The organism is Niveispirillum fermenti (assembly GCF_052474395.1).
The window spans coordinates 1,035,486-1,055,861 of record NZ_CP156681.1 but is presented as its reverse complement, the minus strand read 5'-3'; the positions used below and the strand labels follow the sequence as shown (position 1 = coordinate 1,055,861).

At 66.5% G+C, this 20,376-nt stretch carries 23 protein-coding genes; 16 read left to right on the top strand and 7 right to left on the bottom strand.

Translation table 11 applies throughout. From position 1 onward, the window contains the following. Positions 1-10: 10 nt before the first annotated feature. The 7 genes from dut (at position 11) to ABC728_RS16385 (ending at position 4,368) form a co-directional block, all read left to right on the top strand. Complete coding sequence (gene dut / locus ABC728_RS16415; RefSeq protein ID WP_416619433.1) at positions 11-466, top strand: dUTP diphosphatase; 456 nt, start codon at positions 11-13, stop codon at positions 464-466. A gap of 10 nt (positions 467-476) precedes the next feature. After that, positions 477-932 (top strand): RrF2 family transcriptional regulator, encoded by a 456-nt coding sequence (locus tag ABC728_RS16410; protein ID WP_416619431.1) that lies wholly within the window; start codon positions 477-479, stop codon positions 930-932. Between the two features lie 100 nt (positions 933-1,032). Continuing rightward, the gene (gene cysK / locus ABC728_RS16405; protein ID WP_416619429.1) at positions 1,033-1,995 is read left to right on the top strand and encodes a cysteine synthase A; all 963 of its coding nucleotides are present in this window, start codon (positions 1,033-1,035) and stop codon (positions 1,993-1,995) included. 159 nt (positions 1,996-2,154) lie between these two features. Further along, positions 2,155-2,301, top strand: coding sequence for an entericidin A/B family lipoprotein (locus tag ABC728_RS16400; RefSeq protein WP_416619427.1), 147 nt, complete (start codon positions 2,155-2,157; stop codon positions 2,299-2,301). 54 nt (positions 2,302-2,355) lie between these two features. After that, entirely contained in the window at positions 2,356-2,940 is a 585-nt protein-coding gene (locus ABC728_RS16395; protein ID WP_416619560.1) for an NUDIX hydrolase, read from the top strand. A 68-nt stretch (positions 2,941-3,008) separates the two neighbouring features. Beyond that, positions 3,009-4,019: an alpha/beta hydrolase gene (locus ABC728_RS16390; protein ID WP_416619425.1), complete on the top strand. Its 1,011-nt coding sequence runs from the start codon at positions 3,009-3,011 to the stop codon at positions 4,017-4,019. Between the two features lie 4 nt (positions 4,020-4,023). Next, positions 4,024-4,368, top strand: coding sequence for an RNA-binding S4 domain-containing protein (locus tag ABC728_RS16385; protein ID WP_416619423.1), 345 nt, complete (start codon positions 4,024-4,026; stop codon positions 4,366-4,368). A 39-nt stretch (positions 4,369-4,407) separates the two neighbouring features. On the opposite strand, the gene ABC728_RS16380 is transcribed toward ABC728_RS16385, so the two are convergent. Continuing rightward, positions 4,408-4,728: a DUF1476 domain-containing protein gene (locus tag ABC728_RS16380; RefSeq protein ID WP_416619421.1), complete on the bottom strand. Its 321-nt coding sequence runs from the start codon at positions 4,726-4,728 to the stop codon at positions 4,408-4,410. Positions 4,729-4,867: 139 nt separating this feature from the next. Here ABC728_RS16380 and ABC728_RS16375 point away from each other — a divergent pair, with 139 nt between their 5' ends. From ABC728_RS16375 to ABC728_RS16360, 4 genes are all read left to right on the top strand, one after another. Next, positions 4,868-5,620, top strand: a complete 753-nt coding sequence (locus ABC728_RS16375; protein ID WP_416619420.1) for an NRDE family protein — start codon at positions 4,868-4,870, stop codon at positions 5,618-5,620. A 148-nt stretch (positions 5,621-5,768) separates the two neighbouring features. Continuing rightward, complete coding sequence (gene purC, locus ABC728_RS16370; protein WP_416619419.1) at positions 5,769-6,533, top strand: phosphoribosylaminoimidazolesuccinocarboxamide synthase; 765 nt, start codon at positions 5,769-5,771, stop codon at positions 6,531-6,533. 64 nt (positions 6,534-6,597) lie between these two features. Beyond that, the gene (gene purS, locus ABC728_RS16365) at positions 6,598-6,840 is read left to right on the top strand and encodes a phosphoribosylformylglycinamidine synthase subunit PurS (RefSeq protein ID WP_416619417.1); all 243 of its coding nucleotides are present in this window, start codon (positions 6,598-6,600) and stop codon (positions 6,838-6,840) included. A 202-nt stretch (positions 6,841-7,042) separates the two neighbouring features. After that, positions 7,043-7,561 (top strand): hypothetical protein, encoded by a 519-nt coding sequence (locus ABC728_RS16360; protein ID WP_416619416.1) that lies wholly within the window; start codon positions 7,043-7,045, stop codon positions 7,559-7,561. A 162-nt stretch (positions 7,562-7,723) separates the two neighbouring features. Here ABC728_RS16360 and ABC728_RS16355 read toward each other — a convergent pair whose 3' ends face one another. The 3 genes from ABC728_RS16355 to ABC728_RS16345 are packed head-to-tail and all read right to left on the bottom strand — an operon-like array spanning position 7,724 to position 10,772. Next, positions 7,724-9,154 carry an NAD(P)(+) transhydrogenase (Re/Si-specific) subunit beta gene (locus tag ABC728_RS16355; RefSeq protein ID WP_416619415.1) on the bottom strand — a complete coding sequence of 477 codons (1,431 nt, stop codon included), beginning with the start codon at positions 9,152-9,154 and terminating at the stop codon, positions 7,724-7,726. Positions 9,155-9,170: 16 nt separating this feature from the next. After that, on the bottom strand, positions 9,171-9,602 hold the full coding sequence (locus ABC728_RS16350) for an NAD(P) transhydrogenase subunit alpha (protein WP_416619414.1): 432 nt from the start codon (positions 9,600-9,602) through the stop codon (positions 9,171-9,173). Between the two features lie 12 nt (positions 9,603-9,614). Further along, positions 9,615-10,772, bottom strand: a complete 1,158-nt coding sequence (locus ABC728_RS16345) for a Re/Si-specific NAD(P)(+) transhydrogenase subunit alpha (RefSeq protein ID WP_416619413.1) — start codon at positions 10,770-10,772, stop codon at positions 9,615-9,617. A gap of 529 nt (positions 10,773-11,301) precedes the next feature. Here ABC728_RS16345 and ABC728_RS16340 point away from each other — a divergent pair. Both ABC728_RS16340 and ABC728_RS16335 read left to right on the top strand, forming a co-directional pair. Further along, positions 11,302-11,514 carry a hypothetical protein gene (locus ABC728_RS16340; RefSeq protein WP_416619412.1) on the top strand — a complete coding sequence of 71 codons (213 nt, stop codon included), beginning with the start codon at positions 11,302-11,304 and terminating at the stop codon, positions 11,512-11,514. Positions 11,515-11,631: 117 nt separating this feature from the next. Further along, positions 11,632-12,609, top strand: coding sequence for an NADPH:quinone oxidoreductase family protein (locus ABC728_RS16335; RefSeq protein WP_416619411.1), 978 nt, complete (start codon positions 11,632-11,634; stop codon positions 12,607-12,609). 136 nt (positions 12,610-12,745) lie between these two features. Here ABC728_RS16335 and ABC728_RS16330 read toward each other — a convergent pair whose 3' ends face one another. After that, complete coding sequence (locus ABC728_RS16330; RefSeq protein ID WP_445376612.1) at positions 12,746-14,029, bottom strand: ammonium transporter; 1,284 nt, start codon at positions 14,027-14,029, stop codon at positions 12,746-12,748. 492 nt (positions 14,030-14,521) lie between these two features. On the opposite strand from ABC728_RS16330, the gene glgC reads away from it, so the two are divergent. The 3 genes from glgC to glgA all read left to right on the top strand — a co-directional run bounded on the left by glgC (position 14,522) and on the right by glgA (position 18,232). Beyond that, the gene (gene glgC, locus ABC728_RS16325) at positions 14,522-15,811 is read left to right on the top strand and encodes a glucose-1-phosphate adenylyltransferase (protein ID WP_416619409.1); all 1,290 of its coding nucleotides are present in this window, start codon (positions 14,522-14,524) and stop codon (positions 15,809-15,811) included. Positions 15,812-15,872: 61 nt separating this feature from the next. Next, a complete protein-coding gene (gene map / locus ABC728_RS16320) occupies positions 15,873-16,715 on the top strand; it encodes a type I methionyl aminopeptidase (protein ID WP_416619408.1) in 843 nt (280 codons plus the stop codon). 23 nt (positions 16,716-16,738) lie between these two features. Then, a complete protein-coding gene (glgA, locus tag ABC728_RS16315; RefSeq protein ID WP_416619407.1) occupies positions 16,739-18,232 on the top strand; it encodes a glycogen synthase GlgA in 1,494 nt (497 codons plus the stop codon). Between the two features lie 163 nt (positions 18,233-18,395). On the opposite strand, the gene phbB is transcribed toward glgA, so the two are convergent. Further along, the gene (gene phbB, locus ABC728_RS16310) at positions 18,396-19,118 is read right to left on the bottom strand and encodes an acetoacetyl-CoA reductase (RefSeq protein WP_416619406.1); all 723 of its coding nucleotides are present in this window, start codon (positions 19,116-19,118) and stop codon (positions 18,396-18,398) included. An 80-nt stretch (positions 19,119-19,198) separates the two neighbouring features. Further along, the gene (locus ABC728_RS16305) at positions 19,199-20,374 is read right to left on the bottom strand and encodes an acetyl-CoA C-acetyltransferase (protein WP_445376611.1); all 1,176 of its coding nucleotides are present in this window, start codon (positions 20,372-20,374) and stop codon (positions 19,199-19,201) included. Positions 20,375-20,376: the final 2 nt, after the last annotated feature.

The window sequence follows — 20,376 nt, the reverse complement described above, 5'->3', positions numbered from 1 at the left end:
GAATATAGGAATGTCAGAGACCAGCATTTCCATCCGCCGACTGCCGCATGGTGCCGACCTGGCGCTGCCGGCCTATGCCACGGCCCTGTCGGCCGGCATGGACCTGCTGGCAGCACTGGACGGCCCGCTGACCATCGCCCCCGGCGCGCGCGCGCTGGTGCCGGCCGGCATCGCCATCGCCCTGCCGCCGGGGTATGAGGCGCAGGTGCGCCCCCGTTCCGGCCTGGCCCTGAAGAACGGCATCACCGTGCTGAACAGCCCCGGCACCATCGATGCCGATTATCGCGGCGAGGTGAAGGTGATCCTGGCCAACATGTCCGACACGGGCTTCACGGTGGAACGGGGCATGCGCATCGCCCAGATGGTGATCGCCCGGCATGAGCGGGCGGCCTGGGTGGAGGTGGATGATCTGGATGAGACCGAACGCGGGGCTGGTGGATTCGGGTCCACGGGCACCAAGGGCTGAGGGAACGAGGATGCTGCGGATTTCCAAGAAGCTGATGTTCGCCATCGAGACCGTGCTGGACATCGCCTATAATGCCGGATCGGCCCCCGTGCAATCGGCCGAGATCACCCAGCGCCAGGGCATCCCCAAGCGCTATCTGGAGCAGGTGCTGCAGGCCCTGGTGCGCGCCGGGGTGCTGGCCGGGGTGCGCGGGCCCAAGGGCGGCTACCGGCTGGCCAAGGAACGCCGCCGCATCACGGTGGCGGAGATCGTGCGCGTCGTGCGCGCCCTGGAACAGGCCACCGACCCGATCGAGGAGGAGGTCGGCGCGGAGCTGGGCCGCAAGGTCGTCCGCCCGCTGTGGGCGGAATTGCAGGAAGAGGTGATGGCCCGCCTGGAACAGACCAGCATCGAGGATCTGTGCGTGCGGGCCCATCAGGCCGGCGTGGCCAGCGAGGCCGCGTCCAAGCTGGATTTCAGCATCTGATCCCGGCCCGTGGCACCGGCACGGCTTTGACACCCGTCGCCACTGCCTATATACATTCCCGACCCGGTATTTCCGATAAATACCACAACGGAGACGTGAAATGTCCGCCAACGCCGAATTCCGTGGCAAGATCTACGACAATATCCTGGACACCATCGGGGCCACGCCGCTTGTGCGGTTGAGCCGGCTGGCGGCCAAGCACGGGGTCGTGGCCGATGTCGTGGCCAAGCTGGAATTCTTCAACCCGCTGTCCAGCGTGAAGGACCGCATCGGCAAGGCCATGATCGAGGCGGCGGAGGCCGAGGGCAAGATCGCACCCGACCGGACCGTGCTCATCGAGCCGACATCCGGCAATACGGGCATCGCCCTGGCCTTCGTGGCGGCGGCCAAGGGCTATCGCCTGATCCTGACCATGCCGGAAAGCATGTCGCTGGAACGGCGCAAGATGCTGAAGCTGCTGGGGGCGGAACTGGTGCTGACCCCGGCCCCGCAGGGCATGAAGGGCGCCATCGCCAAGGCGGAGGAGCTGCTGGCCGGCACACCGGGTGCCTATATGCTCCAGCAGTTCAAGAACGCGGCCAATCCGGCCATTCACCGGGCCACCACGGCCGAGGAAATCTGGAACGACACGGCGGGCAAGGCCGACATCCTGATTTCCGGCGTCGGCACGGGTGGCACGCTGACCGGCGTGGCCCAGGTGCTGAAGGAACGCAAGCCCGGCTTCCAGGTCATCGCCGTGGAGCCCGAGGACAGTCCCGTCCTGTCCGGCGGCCTGCCCGGTCCGCACAAGATCCAGGGCATCGGCGCCGGCTTCGTGCCCGACATCCTGTCCAAGGACCTGATCGACGAGGTGCTGCGCATCTCCAACGTCCGTGCCTTTGAACTGGCCCGCGAGGCGGCCAGGACCGAGGGCGTGGCCGTCGGCATCTCCTCCGGTGCCGCGCTGGCCGCCGCGTTCGAGGTGGGTGCGCGGGCCGAGAACAAGGACAAGCTGATCGTCGTCGTGCTGCCCAGCTTCGCCGAGCGTTACCTGTCCACGGCCCTGTTCGAGGGGCTGGAGTAAGGACCGCAGCCCCTGGCGGCCCCCTTGCCGCCAGGGGCTGCGGCCATCCGTGTCGATGCCCCCGATTTGCGGGAAGGGGGAACGGAACAATCGACCTTGCGCTGTGTTTCTCGTTTTGTCAGCCGGCCTCCCGGGCCGGTTCCAGGACGAGAGGATATCATGAAGAAGCGTTTTCTGACCGTTGCAGCCCCCCTGCTGGTTTCCCTGCTGGCGCTTTCGGCGTGCAATACCGTGGAAGGCGTGGGCAAGGATGTGAAGTCCGGCGGCAAGGCCATCGAGGACACGGCCCAGGACGCCAAGAGCTGATCCTGATCGCCGCTTGATGCCGTAAGGCTTTGACGGCATGGTGGCGGCATGAGCATGCCGCCACCTTCCCCGCCCCATACTCCGCCCCGTCCGCCTGTCCCGCCGGCCCCGACCACGGGTCCGCGCCTTCGCACGGCGCCCCAGGGGGAGGATCGGGAGCGGCTGGTCTGCCCCGATTGCAACTATATCGCCTACGAGAATCCCAAGATCGTCGTGGGGGCCGTGGTGACCGACGCCACCGGCCGCTTCCTGCTGTGCCGGCGCGCCATCGAGCCGCGCCGCGGCTTCTGGACCCTGCCCGCCGGCTACATGGAACTGGGAGAGACGACGGAGCAGGGTGCCGCGCGTGAAGCGTGGGAAGAAGCGACGGCCCGGATCGCCATCGATGCGCTGCTGGCCGTCTACAATATTCCGCGCATTTCGCAGGTGCAGATGATCTATCGCGCCAGCCTGTCCGATCCCGCCATCGCCCCCGGGACCGAGAGCCTGGAGGTGGGAATGTTCGCCTGGGGGGATATCCCCTGGGACGAACTGGCCTTTCCCAGCGTGTCCTGGGCCCTGCATGAATGGCGCGACCGGGCGGGCCTGACCGGTTTCGCCCCCGGCACCAACCCGCCCCCGCCCGTGGAGGGCTTGTAACCGGCCCCGCCTGTGGGCGAAGATGCGGGCGCGATACCGAAACCTGCCAGAGAAAGCCGGACCCGTCGATGCGCCGTTCCCTGCATGCCGCCCGCGGCACCGTTCACCGCCTCACGCTGGGCAGCCAGGTCCTGCGGGACAATCTGCTGGGCGACCCGTCGGAACGCGACATCCATGTCTATGTCCCCGCCGGCCATGACGGGCGGGACCTGCCGCTGCTGATCGACCTCGTGGGTTATACCGCCGGCGGCCCGGCACACACCAACTGGAAGAATTTCGGCGAGAACCTGCCGGAACGTCTGGACCGGCTGATCGATAGCGGGGCCATGGCACCGGCCGCCGTCGCCTTTCCCGACTGTTTCACCCGCCTGGGCGGCAACCAGTACATCAATTCCGCCGCCATGGGCCGCTGGATGGATTTCCTGTGCGACGAGGCGGTGCCCTTCGTGGAACGCCGGTTCGGGTGCGGCGGGGCCGGGCGGCGCGCCCTTTTCGGCAAGAGCAGCGGAGGATATGGCGCGCTGGCGCATGTCTTCCTGCGCCCCGATATCTGGGCGGCGGCGGCCTGCCATTCCGGTGACATGGCGTTCGAACTCTGCTACCTGCCCGACATGCCGGGCGTGCTGCGCGCGCTGAGCCGGCATGGCGGCTCCATCGAGCGGTTCATGAATGCCTTTGAGACGACCCGCAAGACGGATGGCAAGGACACCCACGTCCTGATGATCCTGTGCATGGCCGCCACCTATGATCCCGACCCGTCTCAACATCTGGGCATCCGCCTGCCCGTCACCCCCGATACGTGCGAGATCATCGCGGAACGCTGGGCCAACTGGCTGGAATGGGACCCGGTGCGGCTGGTGGAAAGCCGGGCGCACGCGCTGCGGGGGCTGAAGGGCCTGTTCATCGATTGCGGCGACCGCGACCAGTATAACCTGATCCACGGCGCCCGCCGGCTGCACCGCCGGCTGGAGGCGCTGGATGTGCGCCACCGGTACGAGGAATTTCCCGACGACCATTCCTCCATCGATTACCGGATGGATGAAAGCCTGCCCTATCTGGTCCGCTGCCTGAACGGCTGACCCGATGACCGGGCAGGATATAACCCCGACCGATCCGTCCGATGCCGCCGATATGGCCCGGGGCCGGCTGCGGCTGGACAAATGGCTATGGTATGCGCGGTTCCTGAAGACACGCAGCCAGGCGGCGAAGCTGGCCGGTTCCGGCACGCTGCGCCTGGGTGGTGCCCCGGTATCGAAATCCAGCCAGCCCGTGAAGGTGGGGGACGTGCTGACCTTCCCGCTGGGCGCCTATGTGCGGGTGATCAGGGTGACAGCACTGGCCGCGCGGCGCGGGCCGGCGGCAGAGGCCCAGGCGCTCTACGAGGACCTGGACCCGCCGACGCCGGAAGCAAGGCTGCCGCGGGGATAGGCACGGGTATCGCGGCGCCGGACATGCCGGCGCCCGCAACTACTCGCTCTGGATCTGGGCGCGGGCGATCTCAAGCTGGGTGTCCAGCTCCTTCTCCACCCGGTGCTCGGAAATCGCGACACCCTTGGCCTGGAAATCGGCCAGGATCTTGCGGACGATGTCCTTGTGGCCCGGCTCCTCGAAATCGGCGGCCACGACCTGCTTGGCATAGGCGGCGGCGTCCTCGCCGGTGATGCCCATCTGCTCCGCGGCCCACAGGCCGACCAGGCGGGCGCGGCGGGCATAGATGCGGAACAGCAGTTCCTGGTCGTGCTTGAACTTGTTCTCGAATGCCTGTTCGCGATCGTCGAACGTGGTCATCTTCTTCCCTCTGTGAATGAAAACCCGCTATCGTTCCGCGGCTGCTTATATACCGGTCATGCGCCAGCCGCCATCGTCTGCTGCGCTTCGCACCGTATAGGATGGTGTCCATTGGTCGTAATGTGAAGGTGTCGCACCCATGTGTACGGTGGTCATCCTGCGTCGTCCCGGTCATGAATGGCCGCTGCTTCTGGCCGGCAACCGGGACGAGATGCTGGCCCGCCCCTGGAAGCCACCGGCCCGCCACTGGCCCGACCGGCCGGAGGTGCTGGCCGGCCTGGACGAGACGGGCGGCGGGTCCTGGCTGGGCATCAACGACCATGGCGTCGTCGCCACGGTCCTGAACCGGGAACACACGCTGGGGCCACAGGCCGGCAAGCGGTCGCGCGGCGAACTGGTGCTGGACGCGCTGGACCATGCCGACGCGGAGGCCGCGGCCGATGCGCTGGGCCATCTGGACGGCCGCGCCTACCGGCCGTTCAACCTGCTGGTCGCCGACAACCGGGATGCCTTCTGGCTGTCGCTGCCGGCCGATGGCGGGCGGATCCGAACCCATCGCGTGCCGGACGGGCTTTCCGTCATCGCCAGCACCGACCTGAACGACACGCACAATCCGCGCACCCGTTTCTTCCGCCCCCTGTTCCAGGCCGCGGCCATCCCCGATCCGGACAAGGATGACTGGCGCGCCTGGCAGGAATTGCTGGGCTGCCGCATCTGGGACGGCGATGCGGGCCCGCGTGGGGCCATGTGCATCGTCACCGACTGGGGTTATGGCACGGGCAGTTCGGCGCTGGTCGCCCTGCCCTCCATGCAGCGGTCGGGCGCGCCGCCGCGCGTCCTGTTCGCCGCCGGACGGCCCGACCAGACGCCGTTCCAGCCCATCGACCTCTGATCCAAGCCACCCAGCACTGACCCGCCCGCATCGCTGCTTGCATTGTGCCCGGCCCCGTTGCTTGCTATAGGGTGGGCGTCGGACCCGCTGGCCAGCGCCACGCGGGTCCGTATCCCTTTGGCTGGAACGATTGCTGGACACCAGACCCATGACCCGACGCCGGCGCATCTACGAAGGCAAGGCCAAGATCCTGTACGAAGGCCCCGAGCCGGGTACCCTGGTCCAGTATTTCAAGGACGACGCCACCGCGTTCAACGCCCAGAAGAAGGGCACGATCACGGGCAAGGGCGTGCTGAACAACCGTATCAGCGAATATCTGATGACGAAACTGGGCGAGATCGGCATCCCGCACCATTTCGTCCGCCGCCTGAACATGCGCGAACAGCTTGTGCGCGAGGTGGAGATCATCCCCATCGAGGTGGTGGTCCGCAACATCGCCGCCGGGTCCCTGACCAAGCGCTTTGGCATTCCGGAGGGCACGCCGCTGCCCCGCTCCATCGTCGAATATTATTTCAAGAACGACGAGCTGGGCGATCCGATGGTGTCGGAAGAGCATATCACGGCCTTCGGCTGGGCCGCCCCGCAGGATCTGGACGACATGCTGTCGCTGGCCCTGCGCATCAATGATTACCTGAACGGCCTGTTCCTGGGCATCGGGCTGAAGCTCGTCGACTTCAAGGTGGAATTCGGCCGCCTGTGGGAGAACGAGGAGATGCGCATCGTCCTGGCCGATGAGATCAGCCCGGACAATTGCCGCCTGTGGGACGCCAAGACCAACGAGAAGCTGGACAAGGACCGCTTCCGCCAGGATCTGGGCAATGTCGCCGAGGCGTATCAGGAAGTGGCCCGCCGCCTGGGCATTCTGCCCGAGGCCGGACCCGGCGATCACACCGCCCCCAAGCTGGTGCAGTGACCAGGACGGCAGTGGCCACCATCCGCTATCCGGTTTCCTCCGCGTTGTTGAAAAGGGTTTCCCCATGAAGGCCAAGGTCGTGGTGACGTTGAAGAACGGCGTGCTGGACCCGCAGGGCAAGGCCATCGGCCATGCCCTGACCAATCTGGGTTTCGACGGGATCGGCGAGGTCCGCCAGGGCAAGCTGATCGAACTGGAAGTGGCCGAGACCGATCCGGCCAAGGCCAAGGCCCAGATCGAGGACATGTGCCGCAAGCTGCTGGCCAACACCGTGATCGAGAATTATTCGATCGAACTGGTGGCCTGACGCCCCGGCATCCCCCGTGCCGCCCGTATCCGGCGCGGCGCGGGCCTGTCCCGCCTGACGCCCATCTCGCTTCAATCATTGAGATATTCGCCATCGGCAGGTAGAGACTGTTCTATCGACAGTCTCCTGCCCTGCTTTTCCCTGTCCGTAGGGATCCCAGGGCCGGGTCCCCAGCGCCAACCCTGTCAGGGATGCGACCCCGATGCGTGATATCCGCCTGTCCAGCCTGTTCGCCGCCGCCCTGTTCGCCGCCCTGCCCCTCGCGGCCGGCGGCCTGCCCGCGCGGGCCGCCGCACCGGACGAGGTGCTGAAATGCCTGGGCGTCACGGATGATGCGGCACGCCTGGCCTGCTATGACCGGGCGGTTCCGGCCCTGCGTCAGGCCCCGCCAATGGCCGCCGCCCTGCCCCCCGCCCCCCCGCCGCCGGTGGTGGCGGCCAGCCCGCAGCAGGCGTTCGGCGCGGAACGCCTGTCCAGCAAGGAGCGCGGGATCGAGGAGGTGGCGGAGATCACAGCGACGCTGGTCAGCTTCCAGCAGGCCGGTTACGAGCGTTACACCTTCACCCTCGATAATGGCCAGGTCTGGACCCAGACGGTGGCCCGCTCGCTGTCCAACCTGCGGGCCGGACGCAGCCTGCGCATCGAGAAGGGAATGGTGGGCAGCTACAACATGGTGATCGACGGCGTCTCCGGCCTGATCAAGGTCCGCCGGGTGAAATAGCCCATCAACGCCGACACCGGACAGACGGCAGGATGCAAAAAGGGCCGCCCGATTTCCGGGGCGGCCCTTCTTTTGTGCGGCGGAGCCAAGCCAACGAATGTTGGCGCCGGCGATTGAGGGCGGTGACCAGAACCAACAGGTTCTGATCACCGCAAAATAGTATCAGTGCCCGCTGCCCGAGAGGTTCTTCACGATCTCCTCGGTCACCTTCTTGGCGTCACCCAGCAGCATCATGGTGTTGGGGCGGAAGAACAGTTCGTTCTCTACGCCGGCATAGCCGGCACCCATGGACCGCTTGATGAACAGTACCGTCTTGGCCTTTTCCACATCCAGGATGGGCATGCCGAAGATGGGGCTGGCCGGGTCGGTCTTGGCGGCCGGGTTGGTCACGTCGTTGGCGCCGATGACATAGGCCACGTCGGCCTGGCCGAAATCACGGTTGATCTCGTCCAGTTCGAACACCTCGTCATAGGGCACGTTGGCTTCGGCCAGCAGCACGTTCATGTGGCCGGGCATGCGGCCCGCGACGGGGTGAATGGCGTACTTCACCTCCACGCCTTCCTTCTTCAGCAGGTCGGCCATTTCGCGCAGCGCATGCTGGGCCTGGGCCACGGCCATGCCATAGCCGGGGACCACGATCACCTTGGTCGCGTTCTTCATGATGAAGGCCGCGTCGTCGGCGGAGCCGGCCTTGAAGCTGCGGTCGATGGCAGCGCCGCCACCCGCCGCGGCCGCGGCCGTGTCACCGCCGAAGCCACCCAGGATGACGTTGAAGATCGACCGGTTCATGCCCTTGCACATGATGTAGGACAGGATGGCGCCGGAGGCGCCGACCAGCGAGCCGGTGATGATCAGCAGGTTGTTCTGCAAGGTGAAGCCGATGCCGGCCGCGGCCCAGCCGGAATAGCTGTTCAGCATCGACACGACGACGGGCATGTCGGCGCCGCCGATGGGCAGGATCAGCAGCAGGCCCAGCGCCAGCGCCAGCAGCACGATGATCCAGAACAGCAGTTCCGACTGCGTGAAGCACAGCAGTGCGATCAGCACGACCAGTGCGATGCCCAGGCCGGCATTCAGCAGATGCTGCCCGCCGAAGACCAGCGGCTTGCCGCTGACCCGCCCGTCCAGCTTCAGGAAGGCAACGACCGAGCCGGTGAAGGTGATGGCACCGATGGCGACACCCAGGCTCATCTCGATGATGGAGCCGATATGGATGGCGCCGGGCCGGCCGATATTGAAGCTTTCCGGCGAGTAGAAGGCGGCACCCGCCACGAACACGGCGGCCAGGCCGACCAGGCTGTGGAAGGCGGCGACGAGCTGAGGAAGCTGCGTCATCTGGATGCGCTTGGCGATCACGACGCCGATGGCGCCGCCGATGGCGATGCCGGCCACGATCAGGATCAGCCGGCCGAATTCCAGCGACTGGCCCGTCAGGGCCGGCAGCGCGAACAGGGTGGTGACGATGGCCAGCGCCATGCCGATCATGCCGAAGCGGTTGCCCGCCTGCGCCGTTTCCGGGCTGGACAGACCGCGCAGGGCCAGGATGAACAGCACCCCGGAAACGAGATAGAGAAGCGATGCGGTGATGAGCATTATGGTTCCTCCCCGATCACTTCTTGGCGGCGCCGGCGGGCGCCTTCTTCTTGTACATGGCCAGCATGCGCTGCGTGACCATGAAGCCGCCGAAGATGTTCACGCTGGCCAGCACGACGGCCAGGAAACCCATCAGCGCGGAAAAGCCGCTGGCCGCGGCCCCCGTGGCGATCAGCGCGCCGACGATGATGACCGACGACACGGCATTGGTCACCGCCATCAGGGGCGAGTGCAGGGCCGGCGTCACCTTCCAGACGACGTAATAGCCGACGAAACAGGCCAGGACGAAGACCGTCAGGCCCGTGACGATGAAGGGCATCCCGCCGGCATGGGCAAGCTGCGCCTCCAGCATCGAAATCTTGTTGGCCAACTGGACCGCCTGCTCACGCGCGGCATCCAGGTTGCTCAGCAGCTCCGTGCCGCTGTCCGCTTTGGCAGCAAAGGTCATGGCGGCTCCTCCTCAGGCAGCGGGCTTGTTGAAGGCGGGGTGGACGACGGCGCCGTCGCGGGTCAGGCCCGTGCCCTTCACCACCTCGTCCTCCCAGTTCATCTTCAGCGTCTTCGTCTCCTTGTCGACGAAGGGCGTGATGAAGTTGAGCAGGTTCTTGGCGTACAGGGCCGAGGCGTCGACGGCGATGCGGCCCGGCATGTTGATGCGGCCGATGATCTTCACGCCGTACTTCTCCACAACCTGGCCGGCCACCGCACCTTCCACATTGCCACCCTGCTCGCAGGCCAGATCCACAAGGATGGCACCCTGCTTCATGGTCTTCAGCATCTCGTCGGTGACGAGGATGGGCGCCTTGCGACCGGGGATCAGGGCCGTGGTGATGACGATGTCCTGCTTCTTGATCGTCTCGGCGATCAGGGCCGCCTGCTTGGCCTGGTATTCCTTGGACATTTCCTTGGCATAGCCGCCGGCCGTCTGGGCCTGCTGGAACTCCTCGTCCATGACGGCGACAAAGGTGCCGCCCAGGCTTTCCACCTGTTCCTTGGTGGCCGGGCGCACGTCGGTGGCCGACACCGCGGCGCCCAGGCGCTTGGCGGTGGCGATGGCCTGCAGGCCGGCCACGCCGGCCCCCATGATCAGCGCGCGGGCCGGCGGCACCGTGCCAGCGGCCGTCATCATCATGGGAAAGGCGCGCCCGAACTCGTTCGCCGCCTCGATCACGGCGCGGTAGCCGGCCAGGTTCGACTGCGAGGACAGGATGTCCATGCTCTGCGCACGGGTGATGCGCGGCATGAACTCCATCGCGAAGGCATCGACCTTGGCGGCGGCATAGGCGGCCACCGTCTCCGGCGCGCCATAGGGCGACAGGCCGGCGATCAGGATGGCCCCCGGTTTCAGCAGGGCCAGTTCATCGACATCGCCTTCCCCGGCGGTCAGGGGGCGCTGCACCTTCAGCACGATGTCAGCCCCGGTCAGGGTCGAGGCCAGATCGGGGGCAATGCCCGCCCCGGCGGCGGTGAAGGCCTCGTCGGTGATGGCGGAGCCCAGGCCCGCGCCCGCCTCCACCACCACCTCGAATCCCAGCCCGATATATTTGCGCACCGTGTCAGGCGTTGCTGCGACTCGCAGCTCGTGCGCCCGGCGCTCCCTCGGTATGGCGATTTTCATGCGATCCGATTCCCCCTCTCAAGTCCTCTGCCAAAAGGCGGCCCAGGTGGCCGGAGTTCCTTCAGGATTATGCCGGCCGATAATTTTGCACCCGCACGATGACGCATCCGGTAATCTTTGTGAAGCTTTGCGGGGGCATAGCGCCATGTTGCCAAACGGGACGCCCGATAATCGATCCCTGGGCAACCCCGTCCGCACCTGCCATCGGACAAGTCGGGTGTGCCGTCCTGGATGACATCATGTTGCTAGTGGCATTCCATATTAAGTCTGCACTTTAGGGCAAAATTCACGTATGTCGCCTGCCGAATTGGCCCTGGAATGCCGGAGAATGTGTAGTATCATTACAAATCCAACTGCGACGAACGTCCAGCTTGGCGGCCATTCCTTCCTCATGGACCCGGACAGCCGCCCTGCCATGCGGCTGAGGCGCACCGCCCTTGCAATGGCGTCGGGGGCAAGCAGGGGTCTGGACCGGCCCGGCCGTTCCGTCGCACAGTGCCCCCCGCCCCAGCCCGAAGCGCCAATGACCATGACCGATACCGCAGCACCCGAGAAACATCCGCTGGCCGACGCCGCCCGCACCCTGTTCAAGGAACTGACCGATGCCGGCCGCCCCGTTGTCGGCACCGGCCTGGGGGAGGGGCGGATTTTCCTGCGCGTCTCCGGCCCCGACCATGGGGCGCCGGCTGAATATCGCGGATACCAGGTCGTCGTGCTGACGGACGAAGGCATCAAGCGCTAGCACCGGCCGCGCTGCCGGCACCCGCCGGCCGAGCCACACCCCTTGACGGCGCCCCCTCCCCGTCGCACCCTTCAAACAATTGTTTGAACGAACCAGTGCAAGAACGGGAGGAAGCGCATGCCCAAGGCATTGCAGTGCATCGAATTCGGACCGCCGGAGAAACTGTCCCTGGCCGAAGTGCCTCCCCTGCCGCTGGGGGCGGGAGAGGTGCGGATCGCCGTCAAGGCGGCTGCCCTGAACTTTGCCGACACCCTGATCATCGAAGGCAAGTACCAGGAAAAGCCCCCCTTTCCCTTTGTCCCCGGCATGGAATGCGCCGGCATCATCACCGAACGGGGTGAGGGGGTACGGCATCTGGCGGTGGGACAGCGGGTCATGGCCCTGTCGGCCAAGGGGGCCTTCCGGGAGGAAACGGTGGTGGAGGCGGGGGCGGTCCTGCCCATCCCGGACGGCATGGATTTCGCCACGGCCGCCGGCTTTCCCGTGGCCTATGGCACCTCGCACCTGGCCCTGACCGACAGGGCGCGCCTGCAAGCCGGAGAAACGCTGCTGGTATTGGGCGCATCGGGCGGCGTGGGGCTGACAGCGGTGGAGATCGGCAAGGCGCTGGGCGCGCGCGTCATCGCCGCCGCGTCATCCCCGGAAAAGCTGGACGTGGCCCGCGCACACGGGGCGGACGAGGGGATCGATTACAGCGCGGAGGATCTGAAGGGACGGCTGAAGGAACTGGCCCCAAAGGGGGTGGACGTCGTCTTCGACCCCGTGGGGGGCGATTATTTCGATGCCGCCTTGCGCAACATCGCCTGGTGCGGGCGTATCATCACCATCGGTTACGCCGCGGGACGCATCCCCCAGGTGCCGGCCAACCTGCTGCTGGTGAAGAACTGCGCCGTGCTGGGACTGTTCTGGGGCGCCTATCGCAAGCACGATCCCCGGCGCCTGGGCCAGAGCCTGGGTGAATTGCTGAACCTGTGGTCACAGGGCAAGCTGCGCCCGCATGTGTCGCATGCGCTGCCCCTGTCCGACCATGCCCGCGCCTTCGGCCTGCTGTCGGGACGCCAGGCCACGGGCAAGGTCGTGCTGACCATCGGGTAGGCGGGAGACGGGGCACTTGAAGCGGGGTCAACCCCGGTGGGCGCGATCCCCCGCGATGGCCCATACCCCCCGGAAATGGAACCGCCGCACCGGTTGCCCGGTGCGGCGGCTTTCTTTCCAGACGGATGCCCGGAGCTTACTGGACCAACTCGCCGTGCAGGGCGATGTCCAGACCGTCGCGCTCGGCCTCCTCATCCACGCGCAGGCCGACGATGGCCTTGACGACGTAGAGGATGACGGTCGTGCCGATGGTGGCCCAGACGATCGTGGCCAGGATGCCCCAGATCTGGGTCCAGACCTGACCGATATTGCCTTCCAGGGCGCCGGCGGTGCCGCCGATGGCCTCACGGGCGAAGACGCCGGTCAGGATGGCGCCGACGATGCCGCCGACCCCGTGAACGCCCCACACATCCAGGCTGTCGTCATACTTCAGGGCATGCTTCAGCGTGGTGGAGGCGAAGTAGCAGATGATGCCGGCGGCCAGACCGATGCCGAGCGCACCGTCGATGCCCACGAAACCGGCGGCCGGGGTGATGGCGACCAGGCCACCGACGGCACCGGAGATGGCACCCAGGACCGACGGCTTGCCCTTCACGCCCCATTCCACGAACATCCAGGCCAGCGTCGCGGTGGCGGCGGCAACCTGCGTGACCAGCATGGCCATGGCGGCGCTGCCATTGGCGGCGGCGGCGGAACCGGCGTTGAAGCCGAACCAGCCCACCCACAGGAAGGCGGCGCCGATAACCGACAGGACCAGGTTATGCGGCTTCATGTCGGAAGAGCCATAGCCCTTGCGCTTGCCCAGCACGATGGCCGCCACCAGACCGGCGACACCGGCATTGATGTGCACGACGGTACCGCCGGCGAAGTCCAGCACGCCGTCGCCGCCAAGGAAGCCGCCGCCCCACACCCAGTGGCAGACCGGGGCATAGACGATCAGCGACCACAGGCCCATGAACAGCAGCATGGCCGAGAACTTCATGCGGTCGGCGAAGGCGCCGGTGATCAGGGCCGGCGTGATGATGGCGAAGGTCATCTGGAATACGATGAACAGCGATTCCGGGATGCTTCCCGACAGGCTGTCGACCGTCACGTCCGCCAGGAAGGCGCGGCTGAAATCGCCGATATAGGCATTGCCTTCACCGAAGGCCAGGCTGAAGCCGACCACCACCCAGAGCACGGAGATCAGGGCGGTGATGGCGAAGCTCTGCATCACCATCGTCAGGACGTTCGGCTTGCGGACCATGCCGCCATAGAACAGTGCCAGACCAGGAATGGTCATGAACAGCACCAGCGCCGTGGACGTCAGCAGCCAGGCGGTATCGCCTGAGTCCAGGGTCGGCGCCGCGTCCTGAGCGAGGGCCACGCCCGGAACCAACGCCAGGCACGCCGCGATAAGGGTCTTGAACATACGATTCATGTGGCTCCCCATTCTTGTGGGCACGGGGCCGACCGGCCGCCGCACACGCCGTTTCCCCTCTATTCAAAGTCCGTGCCGCAACGCAAAGCGGCGGAATCCCTACATCCGGTCCTGAGCGGAATCCACGCAGCCACCCAGGACTCCCCTGCGAATCCGGACTGTTTGCACAAATTTTGTGCTGTTTCCAGCGGTGCGAAATCGGGATAAAGTTAATTCAAACAATAATTTAGACAAAAACACCTCGCCCGTATTACCCCGATTCAGCGGCTAAAAATGCGTCAGATTAAAAAATAGGCAATTTTCCGGCATTTCCGATCGCGCGTACCGGCACAGGCGGTCTTCGCGATTTCGTTGTCTGCCCTGCCCGTTCCACACCCTCGCGCATACGTATCGGGACGTGACCCGGCCGGATGCATGTGAGAGCATCGGGCACGAAGACAGCCGCCGGATGAAGCGGCGGCGTCCCTGGCGTCAGGATGGGAGGATCGGGAATTGCTCACCAGTCAGTCTGAACAGCGTCTGGACCGCGATCTGCGGCAGGCACCGCGTCATGCCTTGGCCCTGGTGCTGGCGGGCGGGCGCGGCAGCCGGCTGAAGCAACTGACCGACCGCCGGGCCAAGCCGGCCGTGCATTTCGGTGGCAAGTTCCGCATCATCGATTTCGCGCTGTCCAACTGCATCAATTCCGGCTTCCGCCGCATTTCCGTGCTGACGCAGTACAAGTCGCATTCCCTCCTGCGTCATCTTCAGCGCGGCTGGAATTTCCTGCGCGGGGAGATCGGGGAGTTCATCGACCTGTTGCCCGCCCAGCAGCGCATCGACGAGACAAGCTGGTATCAGGGCACGGCCGATGCGGTGTACCAGAACCTGGACATCCTGCGGTCCCACAAGGCCGAATGGGTGCTGATCCTGGCCGGCGACCATATCTACAAGATGGATTACGCCAACATGCTGGCCAGCCACATCCGCACGGGCGCGGATGTGACGGTGGGCTGCATCGAGGTGCCGCGCCGGGAGGCGACGGGCTTCGGCGTCATGCATGTGGATGAAGAGGACCGCATCGTCAGCTTTCTGGAAAAGCCGGCCGACCCGCCGCCCATGCCCGGCAAGCCCGACATGTCGCTGGCTTCCATGGGCATCTATATCTTCAACGCCCAGTTCCTATACGGACATCTGGAGCGCGACGCCCGCGAACAGGGCTCCTCACGCGATTTCGGCAAGGACATCATCCCCTATCTGGTGGACCGGGCCAAGGTGATGGCCCACCATTTCAGCGAAAGCTGTGTGCGCAACCGCGCCCAGCCCGGTGTCGCCTATTGGCGCGATGTGGGCACGGTGGACGCCTATTGGGAAGCCAACCTGGACCTGTGCCAGGTGTCGCCGGACCTCGACCTCTATGACCGCGACTGGCCCATCTTCACCTACCAGGAGCAATTGCCCCCCGCCAAGTTCGTGTTCGATGATGATGGCCGCCGCGGCATGGCGGTGGACAGCATGGTGTCGGCCGGCTGCATCACCTCGGGGTCGCTGGTGCGCCGGTCGCTGCTGTTCAACAAGGTGCGCGTCCACTCCTATTGCGAGCTGACCGACGCCGTCATCCTGCCGGAGGTGGAGATCAACCGGAACGCCCGGCTGACCAAGGTGGTGGTCGATCGGGGCTGTGTCATCCCGGCCGGCCTGGTGGTGGGCGAGAACGCGCAGGAGGATGCCCGCCGCTTCTACCGGTCGGAAAATGGCGTGGTGCTGATCACCCAGGACATGCTGGACAGGCTGGCCGGCTGACGGGCCGGCCCTTTGGTGCCATCATGGGGAACCATGCCGACGGAACATCAGGGGGGCGGCGATGAAGACCTATGCCGGCAATTTCGTGCTGGACCCGCAGGGGCGCCGCGTGCCCCTGCAGGATGCGGCGGGCTTCGCCGCCCTGCGCGCCGCGGGGCAGGCCGCCGCGGCCTGCCTGGATCATATCGCCCCCTTCATCCGGCCCGGCGTGACGACGGGCGACCTGGACCGGGAGGTGGATGGCTTTCTGCGGGCCCGCGGGGCCGTGCCGGCCACGCTGGGCTATCACGGTTTTCCCAAATCCTGCTGCATCTCCCCCAACCATGTCGTCAATCACGGCATCCCGTCCGACCGGACACGGCTGATGGAAGGCGACATCGTCAATATCGATGTCACGGCCATCGTGGATGGCTGGTACGGGGATACCAGCCGCACCTATCCGGTGGGCGCGGTGGCGCCGGCTGCCGCGCATCTGGTGCGCACGACCTATGATGCCATGATGGCGGGCGTGGCCCAGGTGGCCCCCGGACGCCATCTGGGCGATGTCGGCAACGCCATCGAGCAGACGGGCCGGACCTATGGCTATTCCACGGTGCGCGATTATGTCGGCCACGGCATCGGCCGCATCTTCCACGATGCGCCCGACGTGATGCATTTCGGCCGGCCGGGCAAGGGCATGAAGCTGGTGCCCGGCATGGTCTTCACCATCGAACCCATGCTGAACCAGGGCGGTCCCGGCGTGCGCACGCTGGCCGATGGCTGGACCACCATCACCCGCGACCTGTCGCTGTCGGCCCAGTTCGAGCACATGGTGGGCGTGACCGCGGACGGGGTGGAGATCTTCACCCTGTCCCCCACGGGCCAGCATTGCCCCATGCCGCCCCCCGGCGGCGATATCCGATGATCCCAACAATCCCGGACCCGATCATGCGCGTTCTTTTCGTCTCGTCGGAATGCCTGCCCTATGTGAAGACCGGCGGCCTGGGGGATGTGGCCGGTGCCCTGCCGGCCGCCCTGCGGGCTGTGGGGGTGGATGTCCGGCTGCTGATCCCCGGTTATCCCGGCGTGCTGGAAAGGCTGGACGGCATCCGCGTGCTGCGCGATCTGCGCGGGCTGCCGGGCCTGCCCTCGGCAGCGCCGGCCCGGCTGGTGGCCGGGCGCGGCGTGGATGGCGGCATCGTCTATGCGCTGGACATTCCCAGCTTCTTCGGGCGCAAGGGCAACCCCTATCTGGGACCCGACGGGAAGGATTGGAGCGACAACCATCTGCGTTTCGCGGCCCTGGGCCGCGTGGCGGCCCTGATCGGGCTGGCCGGCGACGGGAGCACCGGCCGCGCGATGTGGAAGCCGGACGTGCTGCATGGCCATGACTGGCAGGCGGGCCTGGCCGCAGCCCATCTGCATTTCCCGCTCTGGCCCCTGGCGGGCCTGAAACGGCCGGGGACCGTGTTCACGATCCACAACCTGGCCTTCCAGGGGCTGTTCCCCGCCGACATGGTGCCCATGCTGGGCCTGCCCTGGGACGGGTTCACGCCGCAGGGGTTCGAGTTCCACAACCACCTGTCGTTCCTGAAAGCCGGCCTGGTCTATTCGGACCGGCTGACCACGGTCAGCCCCACCTATGCGACGGAAATTCAAGGGGAGGTGTTCGGCTTCGGCCTGGACGGGTTGTTGCGTGCCCGCGCCGGCGTGCTGGAAGGCGTTCTGAACGGCATCGACACCGACGCCTGGAACCCGGCGCGCGATCCCCAGCTTGCCGCCCCCTATGATGCCGGCACCCTGCCTGCCAAGGAACATAACAAGGCCGACCTGCAGCGGGCCTTCGGCCTGACCCCGGACATCCATGCCCCGCTGTTCGGCATCGTCAGCCGCCTGACCGACCAGAAAGGCATCGATCTGGTGGTGCAGGCCATCCCGCATCTGGTGGCGCGCGGCGCGCAGCTTGCCGTGCTGGGCACGGGTGCGGCCGGGCTGGAACAGGCGCTTGCCGGGGCCGCCCGGCATTATCCGGGCCGCGTCGGGCTGGTGCTGGGCTATGACGAGGCGCTGTCCCACCGCCTGCAGGCCGGCGTGGACGTGCTGATGGTGCCGTCCCGGTTCGAGCCGTGCGGCCTGACCCAGATGTATGCCCTGCGCTATGGCACATTGCCGCTGGTCAGCCGTGTGGGCGGGCTGGCCGATACGGTGACCGACTGCACCGACGATGCGCTGTCCGATGGCACGGCCACCGGCTTCACCTTCGGCCCCGTCACGGTGCCGGCCCTGATCAATGCCATCGACCGGGCCCTGGCCCTGCATCCGCAGACCGACCGCTGGCGGCAGGTGCAGCGCAACGCCATGGCGCGCGACGTATCATGGACGGCATCCGCCCGCCATTATGTCGAAACCTACAAGGCCGCCATCGCCGCGGCCGGTCCCTGATATTGGCGGGCGCTGGCCGGCCGTGCCCGGCCGCCAGGGTCGCCAGAGGGGCGGCGGTGCCTAGGCCCCGCGGAATGAATGAAAAAGGGCGGGTGCCACACCGGCCCCGCCCCCCTTCTTCACAGCGCCCTTCGGCGCGCCGTGGCGCGCCGGGGTCCGCGCATCAATACATGTGCTGGCCGCCATTGATGGACAGGGTGGACCCGGTGACAAAGCCGGCCTCTTCCCCCACCAGGAACAGCACGCCGCGCGCAATCTCGCTGGCCTTGCCCAGGCGGCCAACAGGGATCTTGGCGACAATCTTCTCCAGCACGTTGGGCGGCACGGCGCGCACCATGTCGGTATCGATATAGCCGGGCGCGATGGCGTTCACGGTGATCCCCTTGGCCGCCCCTTCCTGGGCCAGCGCCTTTGTGAAACCGTGGATGCCCGACTTGGCGGCGGCATAGTTCACCTGGCCATACTGGCCGGCCTGACCGTTGATGGAACCGATATTGACGATGCGGCCGAAATTGCGTTCCCGCATGTCATCGATCACGGCGCGGCAGGTGTTGAAGCAGCTTGCCAGGTTGGTCTGGATCACATCGTTCCACTGCTCGAACGTCATGCGGTGGATCGTGGTGTCACGGGTGATGCCGGCATTGTTGACCAGGATATCCACCGGTCCCAGATCGGCCTTGATCTTGGCCACGGCCGCCTTCACCGCCTCGAAATCGGACACGTCGAACTTGTAGGCGGGGATGCCCGTCCGCTCGGTGAATTCCTGGGCGGCCTTGTCATTGCCGCCGTAATTGGCGGCGACCAGATAGCCGGCTTCCTTCAGCGCGACGGAAATCGCCTCGCCGATGCCGCGCGTACCGCCCGTAACCAATGCCACTCGTGCCATCTTGTTTCCCCCTTCGTTGGAAAATCACTTTGCGCAAAAAAGCGAACGGGGGTGACTGGCACCCCCGTTCCGTCCGACCGTCAGTCCCGCTCGACACAGAGCGCGACGCCCATGCCGCCGCCGATGCAAAGGGTCGCCAGACCCTTCTTGGCATCGCGCCGGATCATCTCATGCAGCAGCGTGATCAGCACACGGGCGCCCGATGCGCCGATCGGATGGCCCAGCGCGATGGCGCCGCCATTCACATTCACCCGGGCGGGGTCCAGGCCCAGGTCGCGGTTGACCGCGATGGCCTGCGCCGCGAAGGCCTCGTTCGCCTCGATCAGGTCCAGCTGGTCGATGGACCAGCCGGCCTTGCGCAGCGCCTCCCGGCTGGCCGGGATGGGGCCGGTCCCCATGATGGACGGATCGACGCCGGCCGTGGCCCAGGAGGCGATGCGGGCCAGCGGGGCCACGCCGCGCCTGGCGGCATTGTCCGCCCGCATCAGCACCAGCGCGGCGGCACCGTCATTGATGCCCGATGCGTTGCCGGCCGTGACCGTGCCGTCCTTCTTGAAGGCGGGACGCAGCTTGGCCAGCAATTCCGCCGTCGTGCCGTGCTTGGGATATTCGTCGGTATCGACGATCACATCGCCCTTGCGGCCCGACACGGTGACGGCCGCGATCTCGTCCTTGAAGCGGCCTTCCTTCTGCGCCGCCTCGGCCTTGTTCTGCGAAGCGGCGGCGAAGGCGTCCTGCTCCTCCCGGCTGATGGCGAACTTGGCGGCCACATTCTCGGCCGTCTGGCCCATGTGGTAATTGTTGAAGGCGTCCCACAGCCCGTCGCGGATCATGGTGTCGACCAGCGCGGCGTCGCCCATCTTCGTGCCACCACGCATATAGATGGCGTGCGGGGACAGGCTCATGCTCTCCTGCCCGCCGGCGACCACCACCTCGGTATCGCCCAGCAGCAGCGACTGGTAACCCAGCGCCACGGACCGCAGGCCCGAACCGCAGATCTGGTTGATGGCGAAGGCCGTGCGGCCGGCCGGGATGCCGGCGGCGATGGCCGCCTGGCGCACCGGGTTCTGGCCCTGACCGGCGGTCAGCACCTGACCGAACACCACTTCCGACACCTCGGCCGCATCGGTCTTCGCGCGTTCCAGTGCGGCGCGGATGGCAACCTCGCCCAGCTTGTGGGCCGGCACGGCACCGAAGGCGCCATTGAAGGCGCCGATCGGGGTGCGGGCCGCACCGGCAATTACCACTTCGACCATGG